The 12,671-nt window shown below is 68.4% G+C and carries 12 protein-coding genes; 4 read left to right on the top strand and 8 right to left on the bottom strand.

The genetic code is table 11. The annotated features are described in order from the left end of the window. Positions 1–57: 57 nt before the first annotated feature. Complete coding sequence (locus MVA01S_RS14070) at positions 58–690, bottom strand: TetR/AcrR family transcriptional regulator (protein WP_003929166.1); 633 nt, start codon at positions 688–690, stop codon at positions 58–60. 195 nt (positions 691–885) lie between these two features. Between MVA01S_RS14070 and MVA01S_RS14065 the strand changes: the two genes are divergently transcribed. Next, complete coding sequence (locus MVA01S_RS14065; protein ID WP_003929165.1) at positions 886–1,800, top strand: AurF N-oxygenase family protein; 915 nt, start codon at positions 886–888, stop codon at positions 1,798–1,800. Continuing rightward, complete coding sequence (locus MVA01S_RS14060; protein ID WP_003929164.1) at positions 1,797–2,084, top strand: DUF4873 domain-containing protein; 288 nt, start codon at positions 1,797–1,799, stop codon at positions 2,082–2,084. The genes MVA01S_RS14065 and MVA01S_RS14060 overlap by 4 nt, the downstream gene beginning before the upstream one ends. Positions 2,085–2,087: 3 nt before the next feature. Here MVA01S_RS14060 and MVA01S_RS14055 read toward each other — a convergent pair whose 3' ends face one another. From MVA01S_RS14055 to MVA01S_RS14045, 3 genes are read right to left on the bottom strand one after another with little or no spacing between them, the layout of a single operon-like run. After that, the gene (locus tag MVA01S_RS14055) at positions 2,088–3,659 is read right to left on the bottom strand and encodes a diol dehydratase reactivase ATPase-like domain-containing protein (RefSeq protein WP_060941616.1); all 1,572 of its coding nucleotides are present in this window, start codon (positions 3,657–3,659) and stop codon (positions 2,088–2,090) included. After that, positions 3,656–4,015, bottom strand: a complete 360-nt coding sequence (locus tag MVA01S_RS14050) for a diol dehydratase small subunit (RefSeq protein WP_040540325.1) — start codon at positions 4,013–4,015, stop codon at positions 3,656–3,658. Before MVA01S_RS14050 ends, MVA01S_RS14055 begins: the two co-directional genes overlap by 4 nt. Further along, entirely contained in the window at positions 4,012–6,285 is a 2,274-nt protein-coding gene (locus MVA01S_RS14045) for a propanediol/glycerol family dehydratase large subunit (protein ID WP_003929110.1), read from the bottom strand. The genes MVA01S_RS14050 and MVA01S_RS14045 overlap by 4 nt, the downstream gene beginning before the upstream one ends. A gap of 249 nt (positions 6,286–6,534) precedes the next feature. Between MVA01S_RS14045 and MVA01S_RS14040 the strand changes: the two genes are divergently transcribed. Together MVA01S_RS14040 and MVA01S_RS14035 are read left to right on the top strand one after the other, a co-directional pair. Beyond that, a complete protein-coding gene (locus MVA01S_RS14040; RefSeq protein ID WP_003929109.1) occupies positions 6,535–7,971 on the top strand; it encodes an APC family permease in 1,437 nt (478 codons plus the stop codon). Between the two features lie 141 nt (positions 7,972–8,112). Next, a complete protein-coding gene (locus MVA01S_RS14035) occupies positions 8,113–9,207 on the top strand; it encodes a PucR family transcriptional regulator ligand-binding domain-containing protein (protein WP_003929108.1) in 1,095 nt (364 codons plus the stop codon). Between the two features lie 41 nt (positions 9,208–9,248). Here MVA01S_RS14035 and MVA01S_RS14030 read toward each other — a convergent pair whose 3' ends face one another. The 4 genes from MVA01S_RS14030 to MVA01S_RS14015 all read right to left on the bottom strand — a co-directional run. Next, the gene (locus tag MVA01S_RS14030; protein WP_003929107.1) at positions 9,249–10,820 is read right to left on the bottom strand and encodes a gamma-glutamyltransferase family protein; all 1,572 of its coding nucleotides are present in this window, start codon (positions 10,818–10,820) and stop codon (positions 9,249–9,251) included. 29 nt (positions 10,821–10,849) lie between these two features. Then, positions 10,850–11,239, bottom strand: a complete 390-nt coding sequence (locus MVA01S_RS14025) for an allophanate hydrolase-related protein (RefSeq protein ID WP_003929106.1) — start codon at positions 11,237–11,239, stop codon at positions 10,850–10,852. Continuing rightward, positions 11,236–11,925, bottom strand: coding sequence for a GntR family transcriptional regulator (locus MVA01S_RS14020; RefSeq protein ID WP_003929105.1), 690 nt, complete (start codon positions 11,923–11,925; stop codon positions 11,236–11,238). Before MVA01S_RS14020 ends, MVA01S_RS14025 begins: the two co-directional genes overlap by 4 nt. Next, positions 11,922–12,671 (bottom strand): shikimate dehydrogenase family protein (locus MVA01S_RS14015; protein WP_218006063.1); only part of this gene is annotated, 750 nt, incomplete at its 5' end. The genes MVA01S_RS14015 and MVA01S_RS14020, both read right to left, overlap by 4 nt.

Below are 12,671 nucleotides of genomic sequence, written 5' to 3'. Positions count from 1 at the left end.
TGGCGGCACCCAGTTCATCGACTTCATCCTGGGCGAGGTGCGGTACGGGCCGCACCGTCAGCGCGTCAAACCCAGCAGCGGGGGAACGAGGTACCGGCGCGCGAAGGACCGGGCGGCGTCATCGTCGCCGAGCGCGACGTTCTGCGCCGGCGTCAGCAAGAACGACACGATGATGCGGACGGTGACTTCGGCGACCTCGAGCAGCTCCAGCTGGGTGCGGCTGTCGTCGGGCAGGGCGACGGCCAGCTGATGGGCCAGGAACGACGACGCCGTGCGGACCACGCTGTCGCCCTCGACGGTCAGGAACGGCAAGACCGTTTCGGGTTCGGTGGCGAGCAACCGCTGCAACAGGGCGTGGTTACGCAACGTGGTCAGCGTGAACACGAACCCCTCGGCCAGCTTGTCCTCTGCTTCGGCGTAGCCGCCTGCCTCGGCGGCGAGGTCGGACAGAAACCGCTCGAGTTCCCGCAGCAGCACCGCTTCGACGATGGCGTCCTTGTTCGCGAACGTCCGGTACAGCGTGACGCGCGCCAGCCCGGAGCGGCGGGTGATGTCCTCGACCGTCGAGCGGCGGATCCCCAGCAATTCGAACTGCCGCAGCGCCGCGTCGAGGATCCGTTCGGCGTTGCCTTCTGCCGTCGGCGACCCGAACCGCTGCACCGCCTTGGCGAGCAGGCCGCTGTACTTCACAGGCCGCTGTACTTCATCGGTGTCTCCTCGATCGGCCAACTCTGCACAACTCCGGGCGCGGCAGTGCTACGACGGCAGTCTAGAGCCTGCTCAGGGCCCATTGATACAAACAAACGCAGAATGTATCTTCGTATTCACGACGCGCGGTGGACCGGACGCCGGTGTGCCCGACGCCCGAGAAGGCAGGAGGCCCTCATGGCCGGCACCATCGATCGGGCTTCGACCGGGACATCGCCCAGTCGGGACGAATTCTCCGAGCGGCTGCTGCGGGGTTCGGCCAAGAAGTCCTACGCGCCCGTCGTCGACATCGACTGGGAAACGCCGGTCGTCGCCGACAAGTTCTTCCTGCCGCCGCGTGTGGTGACGCTGTACGGCACCCCGATGTGGGCGCAGCTGACCCGCGAGCAGCAGATCGAGCTGTCCCGCCAGGAATTCATCAACCTGTTGTCGGCCGGCGTGTGGTTCGAGAACATCCTCAACCAGGCGCTGCTGCGCGGCCTCATGCACGCCGACTGTACGTCTGCCTCTACCCATTACTCGCTGACCGAATTGGGTGACGAAACCCGCCACATGGTGATGTTCGGGCGCACTATCGAGGCCATCGGCGGTAAGCCGTTCCAGCCGAAGCGGTTTCAACGCATGATCATCAACACGTTGCCGTTGGGGTTCCAGAAGTCGGTGCTGTGGATCGCCGCGCTCGTCGGTGAGGAGATCTTCGACGCGCTGCAGCGCCAGATCCTCGACGACCCCGACGTGCAGCCGATCGTGCGCCGTGTCATGCGGATTCACGTCACCGAGGAGGCGCGGCACATTCAGTTCGCCCGCGACGGCGCCCGCCGCGACGTGCCCACGATGAAGCCGCTCAACCGGTATCTACTGGCCACGATCCACGGTGCCGGTGGTCCGTTCTACCGCTACCTGTTCACCAACCCCGCCGTGTATCGACGTGCCGGACTCGACGCGCAGGAGGCCCGCCGGCAGGCGCGCAGCAACCCGCACTTCCACGGGACGATGCGCAGCGGATTCGCGCCGCTGGCGGCGTTCCTCGACGAGGTCGGGCTGATGAGCCGGATCGGCAGACGGATGTGGAAGCGAACCGGCTTCCTGTGACCGTCGACGACAACGGCGTGTTCGACGGCGATGCCGAACTCGAGGTCGCCGGGGTGCGCTGTCCGGTCCGGGTCCGCCTGGCCGGTCACCTGAACCCGATTGACGGGCGGTTCCATTGGCAGGGCCTCGCCTACGGGGTGCCCGACGAGATCCAGGCCGGTAAGTCGGCGCAGCTGTTCATCGGGAACCGCAGTGCGGCAATACGACTCGTGGAAAAGATCCCGTCCGGCCAGCTGATGCTCAGCGGTGTGGGGGAGCCGCCGTACGAGCTGTCGGCACCCTGAAGGTCATCCGGTCACGGCCAGCGCGACCAGTCCGTACGCCACGGCGAAGCGATGGCCGAGCTGCCCGCGCACGTTGCCCCGTCCGACGGTGACCTCGCGGCCGAGCTGCTCGCTGACCGCGCGCACGAGTTCGTCGTCGCCCGCCCCGCCACCGACCAGCAGCACTTCGCTCGCCGACGGAGCCACCCGCTCGATACCTCGGAGCACGTTGCCGCCGATCACCAGGCGCTTGGCGGCCAATCGCCAACTGCGCCATTCCGATCCGGTCAGTCGCGACGTGAACGGCAGCAGACCGCTGGGCGCCGAGGTCAGCAACCAACCCGTGCACCTGCCCGGGATCGCCTTGTCGAGGAACCGTCGTCTGCCGTGTTCGTCCTCGACGAGTTGCACGGTGACGGCGGTGAGCGCCTCGGCCCGTTTGGCGTACTCGGCGGCGCTCTTGGAGATGTCCAGTGCGGCGGCCGTCGCAGCGGTGAGCAGTTGACCCGCGCCCGGCAGCACGGCCCGTGACCCACCGGCCACCACGTCGACGGTTCCGCCGCCGACGTCCACGACCACGACATCCGGTGTGACGCCGGGGGTGGTGATCGCACCCGCACGCGCTGCCGCGGCCTCCGAGTCGATCCGGGTGACCGGGACACCGAGCGCGTCCGCCAGTGCGTCGGCATCGGCAGCGGTTCGGTCGGCGCCGCCCAGCGCCGCCAGCACCAAGCTGTCCACCGCCACCGTGCCCCGCCGTGAATTGGCTTGCGCCGCAATATCCTCCAGGTGCACGACGCGGACCCGTTCGTCCGGCTGGGCAGCCGGACTCGCCGCGGGCGTGACATCGGGTCGAGGTAGCGCGGCGTCGAGGTAGACCACCGCGCACGTGCTGTCGAACAACTGGTCGGCGACGACGCGGGCATCGCCGCGTTCGTCGGAGCCGAGACCGAACACGTCGGTGAGGAAGAAGGGGTCGGTGAGCCGTTGCAGCGGCGCGGAGTCCTGGCGCACCTCGACGGCGATCAGCGGCGCCGACAGCAGCGGCTGCACGTCGATGTCATCGACCACCGGCAGGTGAACCGTCAGCCTGTTGGACACCAGCACGGCCTCGTCGTTGGCGGTCAGCACCGCGACGACGTTGCGGCCCTGTGCCAGTGCTGCATTCACCAGTCGCGCGACGTCGTCGAAGCCCCACTGCGGGGTCGCACACGCCACGACGGGCCGGTCGGGCGGACCCGCGTCGAGACCGTCGACCGACACCGGGACTCCCACCCCGACCCCGTCGCCCGCGGTGGTCGCCGCCGACCGGGTGGCGACGACGAGCCGCCCCGTACGCGGGGTCTCCAGTTGGACGCGTTCGACGGTCGAGTGCACCGGCGGGGTGGGGGCGAACGCGGCCCGGGCGATCGTCAGACCGTGATCGTTGGCCACCCGCCGCGCCAGCTGTGCGGCACCCTCGACGGCACGCAGCGACCCCTTGCCGCCGCGTGTCGGGGTGCGGGCGCTGGCCAGCACCGCGAGTCCGGTGTCCCCGCCGCAGAGGACGATCTCCGTCGTCGCGTTGCCGATGTCGACGCCGGCCCAGACCGTCACCTCAGCAGGCCGCGCCGCTGGTAGGCCGCCGCGGCCTCACGGACGAGCTCGGCGCAGGTGTGCGCGTCCTGGGCGGCCAGCCGCTGCGCCAGTTCCTCCAGTTCGGCGAACGTGGAGCGTCCCGGCCGCAGTGCCTCGTACGCCGCCAGCATGTCCTCGGCGCTCAGGGCGGTCATCTCGGCTGCTCTGCGAAGGTTCATCGCCAGCTGGGCCGAGCCGGTGCGTTCGGCGGTGTCCGCCTGCGCCATCAGGGTTTCCCGGCTGATCCGGATGTCGTCGAGGGCGAGCTCACCGCTGCGGGCGGCCTCCACTGTGACCTCGTCGAGCCGGCGACCCGAGTGGGATGCGACAGTCATCGGCGGAACTCCAGTTCGGTGTGCACGGCGGTTTCGCCGCGCTGTGATTCGGCCCGTTCGACGGCGACCATGGACACGACCTTGGTGTGGTAGCGGGCGGTGATCGCCTCATCGGAGTACGCGTTGCGCATCGGCGCAGGTGTGGCGCCCTTCGCGTGCCTGCCGGCGTTGATGCCGATCAGCCGGTACATCTCGGGCGTGATCAGCGGTGCCACGCTGAGCAGTTCGAGGTTGGCCAGCGGCGGGAGATCGCGGCGGTGGATCAGCGTGGTCCCCTTGGCCTGCAGCCCCACCCCGATCCCGGAGCCGGACAACTGCGCCGCGGACTTACCGATGACCCCGAGGTCGATACTGTCGGCGATCCGCACCACGCGCGCGATGCACTGTTCCTCTTCCAGGCCGGCCAGGATCTGCTCCAGCACCTGGTAGACGGTCATGCCGGACAGGGTGCGAAAAAGCTTGGTGCCCATCGCCGCCGAGACGCCGATGACGACCTCCCGCGGATCCTCCCCGACACCGGCCGGGCCGACGGCGACCAACCGCTCGGGCTGGGCGAACGTGGCCTGCTCCTTCACCAGGTCGGTGACCGACCTCGCCTGCCGCACCGCGTCGATCTGGGCCTGACGCTCGGGCGACGGTCGGTATCCCGTGCCGGGGCCGCGGTAGTCGTTCGGATCCTGCAGCGCCGACAGCACATTCATGTTCTCGTCGAAGATCGCCGCGGTCTGCAGATAGTCGCCGGTGACCCGTGCCTTGGCCATGCCCAGCACCCGGTCGGCGATGTCGGTGAAGCCGGTTTCGGCGAGCGCGGCCACCACGTCGACCACGGTCAGCCCCGACTGGTCGATCATCCTGGCTGCGCTGAGCACCTTGACCCCGTCGGTCTGCGGGAGGTCCTTGGAACCCTCCGCCGCGACGACGGCCTCGACGTGGTCGTCGTCGAAGTCGGCCAACCCCAGGTATTCGAACACCGCCCGGGTGGCTTCGGCGGCCTGCCTGCGCATGGACTCCAGCGTGGTCGTGTCCACCGGCCGCAACCCGCCGTCGACACCCCAGTCGCGTTGCAGCACCAGGTAGTCGTCGAGGTCGGCCGCATTGAAGTTGGACGGCCCGAACATGTTGTCGTAGGAGACCACCGAGCCGAACCCGGAGAAGATGAAGTCCGACCCGGACAGCAATGTCGGCAGCGTTCGGCTGGTCCGTCGCATCGTGGACTCCGACATCAGGGAGTCGTTGCCGCTGCAGGATTCCAGCCCGCGCAGCATGACCATGAGGTTCTCCGCGATCAGTTCCCGGACGCCGCCGGGCACCGACGCGGTGATGGCCGCACCGTCCACCCCGCCGTTCTGGACGCCCTGGGCGCCAATGCCTTTGGCCAGGGCGACGCATCGGGATTCGAGATAGTTCATCGACTTGCGTTCGGCCTGGCCCATGAGCACCTCGGACCCCGCACCGCTGGACAGCCGCATCTTGATGCCCCGGGAGGCGTAGGCCGAGGTCAGGAACGCCTTCGACCACGGGGTGTCGTCACCGTCGGTGAAGACCTGTTCGGTGCCGTAGACCGACACCGTCTCGGCGTAGGAGACCAACCCCCGCACGCCGAGTTCCAGCTCGCGGGCCTCCTCGACCGAGCACTGCGTGAGCGCGCCGGGGGCGGGCACCTGGGAACCGATCAGCAGACCGATGGCGACGGCCGGTGCGTCGTCGAGGACCGGGACGGTGGCCTCCAGTTCCCGGAAGCCGTAGGCGACCGCGGTGGCCGCATCCGCGGCGATCAACAGCGGGTCGTCGAGGCGGTTGGTGACGTGCGCCTGGTTGGCAGGGGTGCGGCGGGCCCGCATCTTCATCATCGCCATCTGGATCTCGACCGGCTGAAGCCCGGCGACGACGCGGGCCATCTTGGCCGGGGTCAGCCCTGAGCAGACGCGCAGCACCTCGTCCCGGGGGGTCGCCGGATCGACGATCATCCGGGCCAGCTCGACCTCGTCCATCGCCATCGACGCGGGGGCCTGGTCGTGGTCGACGGCGTACCGCACGACGAACTCGTCGATGGTGTCGAAATCACCGACGGCGGTCGAGTCCATCTCCAGGACGGTGCCGTCCTCGGCCACCACCCACGACGGCTCCGGATCGTAGGGCGAGAGGTGCGAGATCATCCCCAGCTCGGGGTCGGCCTCGGCGAAACCGTCGAGGTTGACCCGCTGCCGGTCGAGCAGGCGGATACGTCCGAGCCGGTAGTCCTGCCCGCTGTCGGTGCTGTTCAGATGCATGGCTCTCGCCGTACCTCCCTGTTGCGTGACCGTCACAGCATCGACGCAAACGCCCCCGCCGGACAACGCCGCCCGCACAGCTTCCAACAACCTGTGTGATGAGCCGCCGCTGCGATGGTCCCGTCTACAACAAGGTGTTGGAAGAAGCCGAACCCGCGCTGACAGAGTGACCGGTCGTCTCGCAGAATTCAGCCCGCAACTCGACGGAGCCGGTGATCTTCGGCTCCGCAGGCGAAGGAGGTTCAGCCCATGTCCGACGTGGTCAACGCGGACGACACACGCGACCGTGCGTCGTCACCGGATGGCCGTCGTGGCCACCTGCGCGGGAACCTCGGTGTCCCCGCCATCGTCCTGATGGTGGTGGCCGCCGCGGCGCCGTTGTCGACGATCGGCGGCAACGTGCCGATCGCGATGGTGCTCGGTGACACCACCGGCATCCCGGTCGCATTCCTGGTCGCGGGTGCGATCTTCCTGCTGTTCGCGGCCAGCTTCGTCGCGATGTCGAAGTACGTCAAAGATGCCGGCGCGTTCTACGCCTACATCCGCACGTCGCTCGGTAAGGCCGCGGGCACCGGTGCGGCCGTGCTCGCCCTGCCGGCGTACATGGCGACGCTGCTGGGGGTCTCGGCCTACGACGGTGTGATCCTCGCCGGGCTGATCGAGCGCTTCAACGGCCCGGCCATCCCGTGGTGGCTGCTGACCGCCGGAGTGCTCGCGGTGGTCGCCTGGCTGGGGTATCGCGACATCGACCTCAGCGCCAAGGTGCTGGGCATCTTCCTGGTGTCCGAGGTCGCGATCCTGTTGGTGCTCGACCTGGTCATCGTGCTCCGGGGCGGCGAACAGGGCATCACCGGCGATTCGTTCACCCCGCAGGGCCTCGCCGGCGGTGTCGGCATCGCGCTGCTGTACGCGCTGTGGGGCTTCGTCGGCGTCGAGGCGACCGCGGTGTTCCGCGACGAGGCCAGGGACCCCGACCGCACGGTGCCCCGGGCCACCTACTGGGCGGTGGGCATCGTCGCCGTCTTCTACGCGTTCTCCAGCTGGGCCCTGATCGAGGGCAACGGTGGCTCCGGCGCAATCCAGGCCGCCGTCGACGACCCCGACAACTTCATGGTCAACACCGCCCAGAAGTACCTCGGGATGGTCGGGCGCGACCTGACCACCATCCTGTGGTTCGTCAGCGTGTTCGCGTGCGCCCTGGCCTTCCACAACATCAGCTCGCGCTATGCGTTCGTGCTCGGCCAGAGCGGCGTCTTCTCGCGCAAGATCGGCGAGGTGCACCCCAAGCACGGCTCGCCGGCCAACGCCTCGCTCGTCATCACCGTGGCGTCGTTCGTGGTCATGGGCATCCTGGCGGCGCTCCAACTCGACCCGGTGCTGCAGATCTTCGGGCCGCTGGGCGGCCTCGGCATCCTGGCGCTGGCCATCCTGTGGCTGCTGACGACGATCTCGGTGGTCGTCTTCTTCGTGCGCCGCGGCAACTCGACGGGCAAGGTCGTGCTGGGCTCGTTCGCGACGCTCGCGCTCGCGGGTGCGCTGGTTCTGGTCGTGTCGAACCTCACCCTCGTGGTCGGGGGCTCGCCCACGCTCGCGGTGGTGTTCGGTGTGATGCCGCTCGTGTTCTTCGGGATCGGCATGCTGCTGAGCCGCCGGTCAGACGACCTGGGGTCGATCTCGACGAAGTGATCTCGGACGGCCGGTGACCACCTGCGGCTCGGGCATCCGCCCAGCCGGTGGTCACCGGCCGCACCGGTGCCGCGCGGGCGCTGATACCGTCTGCCCGGCCGATGGGTCTGCCGCGGCCGGCCGATCAGGAGAAGGGGCGTCATGTCGCGGGAGTCGCCGCTGAGCGTGGCGGCAGCGTTGACCGTGCCGCCACTGGACCAGGGTTCGGTCGTCGCCGGTCACCGGGGGCTGACCCGCGAGGTCCGGTGGGTGGACATCATGCACGCACCCGCCGAGTCCTTCGTGCGGCCCGGCGACCTGGTGCTGACCACCGGCGCTGACGTCCGACAGCCCGGTGTCCGCGAGTTCCTGACCTTCCTCATCTCCTCCCCGGCGGCCGGGGTGGTGGTGAGCCCGCCGCCGCAGGTAGCCGTCCAGGAGCTGTTCAGCGCACTCGTCCCGCTCGCCGATGGCCACGACTTCCCCCTGGTCCATCTGCCGTGGGAGGTCGCGTTCTCCGAGGTCCAGCGCACACTGCTGCCGCTGCTCACTTCCCCAGGGCACGACGCTCACGTCCAGATGGTCATCGGACGCCGCGAACGGCGCAGCACCGATTGGACCGACGTCGCCGACGCATTCGCGAACGCTCTTCGGGAGCTGGCCCGCGCGGCCGGGGTGACCGTGCGGTCGTCGGTGACCGACGACCTCGTGATGAGCCACTTCTCTTCGGCCCCGCCGACGGCGATGGTGTCCGAACTACTCGATGCCGCAAGGAAATCCAGTGATTTCCCGGACGGTCTCGCCAGCTGGGTGCTGCTCCCGCCGGAGCAAGGGAGTGCGTTCACCCTCGCGTCGACGGTGCCTTCGGTCGTGCCCGACGGCCCGGCCGGTCCCGGGCATTTCGCCGAGGTGCTCCGCCGCCACCCCGCCAGCATGGCGACCGTCCTGCAGACGTTGCAGCCGTTGATCGACTACGACAAAACCCGCCGTGGCCAGCTGGTCCGCACGCTGGAGGTCCTGCTCAACGAGGCCACGAACACCAGTGCGGCCGCCAGAACGCTCTTCCTCAACCGGCACAGCCTGCTGTACCGGATAAAGCTCATCGAGGAGCTCACCGGCCTGTCGCTCAAGAACCCCGCGGACCGATTCCATCTGGAGGTCAGCGTGCGGGTGCTCCAGCTCAATGAGGTCGGCGTCGACAGGCTCCACGGGGGTTCACGACCCGGCGGGTCCGAGGAGCACGGGGCGGTCGGCTGACGGGTGGTGCCTCGGTAGCCGTGTGCTGAACTCGTGTCCACTCAGAACGCCATCGCCGCCGATTCCATGCGATGGTCGGCTCCGCCATGCAGGAGCCCGGACGGCGCGCGGGTGACGCCCTGCCCGCTGCCGAAGAAAGTGTCAGAGACCACGGTGTGGTGTCCTCGTGCGGCCAGGTGCTGGGCCAGCTCGGGTGCCCGCCTCGCAAGGGCGGGTTCCAGTAGTGCGGTCCGGCCGTCCGGGTCGCTGAGGAAGCGTGGGCTGTCCACCGCCTGCTGGATGTTCATTCCGAAATCCAGTACGTTGACCAGCATTTGGCGCACCGTCTCTACCCTCGTCTTGCCGCCCGGTGATCCCACGATGACCCTGATGGTGCCGTCGGGATCGAAAACCATTGCCACACAGGGATTTTGCTCGAGTCTGCGACCCCCGCACACCGAATTGGGCAGTGTCGGGTCGACGTGGGCGAAGTACAGCGAGCTGTTAGTCACGATTCCGGTTCCGTCGACGACCGCACCGCTGCCGAATGGTGCGCCGATCGTCTGCATCAGGTGCACAGCGTCGCCGTTGCCGTCGACGACCACCAACGTGATGGTGTGCGAGGGACCGGCAGTGTCCACGAGGGTCGTGGCGGCCTGCGGCCCGATCTGTGCGAGTAGTTCCCCGATGCGTCCGCTACCGGTGAGCCAGTCGAAAGACTCTGGTGGCAGCGGTGATTCACCGAGATGCCGCGCGCGGTCCCGGCGCACGAGTTTCGCCGATTCCAGACTGAAGTGCACATAGTCAGGGTCGGTCGGACCAGCGAAGGGCGGCAGGCGGTCCATTAGGTGTAGGCCCTGGATGAAGGCGACGTCGCCCAGCGGCGCCGGCGCGCAGACCACACGGTGCCCCCGAAAGTGGCCGATCAACGGTGCTGCCCAGCGGGGACGATAGTCGGCGAGATCCGCCATGGTCAGTGTGCCGCCGTGCTCCTGATAGAACGACGTCATTGTCCGTGCAAGATCACCTGTGTAAGCCGCGTCCGGTCCTACGGTCGCCAGCGTGCGCAGGGTCGCGGCCAGGTCGGGTTGGCGCAGGATCGCGCCGACAGGAAGCGCGTATCCGTCCCGCAGGTAGGTCTGGGCACTGGCCGGCCACAATCGCATCTTGCGTGCGGCTTCGTTCATGTTGTTGTGCAGGACTTCTGACACCATAAATCCCGCCTCGGCATAGCCGATCGCGGGCTGGAGCGCGTCGGCGAAAGACCACGTGCCGCGACTGGCCAGCAGTTCCGCCCATCCTGCCGGTGCACCAGGCACCAGACTGCCCAACAGGCCGGCGCCGGCGGCTTCCAGCGTCGGCCCGTCGACCAGACCTTCGGCGTCAGGGGTGAAAAGCTCTGACCGGGTGGCATACGGCACCCGGCCGTGAAACTCCAGGACTTCGGTGACGCCGGTGTCCGCGTGGTGCACGGTGGCCCATCCGCCACCGCCCACGCCGCTGGAGAACGGCTGAACCACGGCGGCGACCATCGCGGCGACCACAGCTGCATCCACGGCGTTACCGCCGCGCACCAGCACGTCCAGCGCTGCTTCGCTGGAGAGCTGATGCGGGGTGGACACACAGCCGCGCATCCCTCGCACCTCCACTGCCGCAGCGGCGCTCACCGGGTAAGCAGGTAGTCGCGCCAGCCGCTGCCTGCCTCGATTTCGGTGATCCCCGGGTCGGAGGTGGCAATCCCCTTGCGCAGCACCATACTCAGGGCGCCGGCGCCGTCGTCGAGTTCGATGATCGACAGCTCCAACTCCGGCGGCTCGTGGGGCAGCACCTCCTCGCGCAGCACCGCATAGCTGACGCTGTACAGTTCGCCGGGCACGGACCATCCTCCTTCGGTCGGGACCAGCGCTGGAAATTCGTTGTGGCAGGCGAAGAATCGATACCGCGCTGCGGTACGCGCGGCACCCAGCGGGGTACCGCTGCGCTGTAGCGGGCCGTTGAGCGAGCCACCCGCCATCGCCTGTCCATTGACGAAGAACTGCACCTGGGCGGTCACTTCCGTTCCCCCCGCGTCCCTGTGAGATGGTCGTTCATCACATGTTCCCGGTGTCCGCGGCGGGCGTGGGCTCGCATTTCCGCGACGGCGATCTCCTCGTCACCGCTGGAGAGCGCATCAAGCAGCTCCCGATGCTGGATGACCGGTTCGTACCCTTCCTGTTGGACGTAATCGTCGCTGGGATACATGTAGGTCCCGACCGCGAGGCCGCGGGCTGCACCGGTGAAGGCCGCCTTGTTGATCGCCGAATGCAGATCCAGGTGCGCCATCGCATAGGCAGGGGAGTGAATACCGTGCTTACGGTACGCATCCTCCAGCGGCTGCAGATGGGCGTACAACTCCTGCCATTCGACGTCAGCGACCTTCTCTGTGAGCAGGGTGGCCACCAACTGGTCAACCGCCAGCCGTAGCAGGTGCAGCTCCTCGCGTTCACGTGCGCTGATGCTGACCACCTCGAGGTGCCCGCGACGGAGCCGGACGATCAGCCCTTCGCTGGCAAGGCGCTGCAGCGCTTCCCGCACCGGGGTCCGGCTGACTCCCAGGTCACTGGCGATCTGCTCCTCGACCACGCGGCGCCCGCTGGACATCTCACCGGAGACGATGGCCTGGCGCAGGTAGGTGTAGGTGCGCTCCCGGGCCGACGGTGCGGCGGCGCCGGCAGTGCCGGGATCCTCGGGTGGGTTCATCGTGCGTCCATCCAGCGCCGCATGCCGGCGGCCCGGCAGTGATGGGTGATGCGCTGCATGTAGGTCCCGGACATCACGACGCAGCCTGCGTCGAGAGCCTGTTCGACCAGTGAAGACCGGCGATTGTTCAGATCGAAGTACGCTGCGCCCGGTCGCAGCGCTGCCGGGAGGTCGAACGCGAACGGGGTGTCCTCCGAGGCGGCGGTTTCGCCCCAGGTGGTGGTGTTGATGATGACGTCGGCGGCGAGCTCGGCGATACCGGCGGCCTCGGCGACCCGGGCGCCGAACATCTGCCCGATGGGTTCGGCCTTGGCCAAGTCACGAGCGCTGATCACAGCGTCGACGTCGGGCCATTCCCGTTGCACCGCCAGCAGCACCGATCGGGTGGATCCGCCCGATCCCAGGACCAGCACCCGATTCGGCGGTGTGCCGCCGATCAGGCGTCGCAGCACGGCTCGGACCGCCCAGACATTCGAGTTCGCCCCGAATGCTCTCCCAGGCCTGGCGAACACGGTGTCGACCACGCCGGTGGCCTGCGCCGACGGGGACAGGTCCCCGACAAGGGATGCCGTCTCGATCTTGAAGGGGCTCAGCACGATTCCGATGTCCCAGTTCGTGTCGGCGATCAGGGACCGGGCATCGGGAAACGGCTCGGCGGTGCTGACCTCGAGACCGACGTCCGCCAGGGCGCGGCGCAGCAATGGTGACGAGAGCGGCTTGGCGGCGGTGGTGCCGATGGCCGCCAG

This window comes from Mycolicibacterium vaccae NBRC 14118 = CIP 105934, assembly GCF_001552715.1.
Classification (GTDB): Bacteria; Actinomycetota; Actinomycetes; order Mycobacteriales; family Mycobacteriaceae; genus Mycobacterium; species Mycobacterium vaccae.
This window is presented reverse-complemented; position numbering and strand designations above follow the sequence as displayed.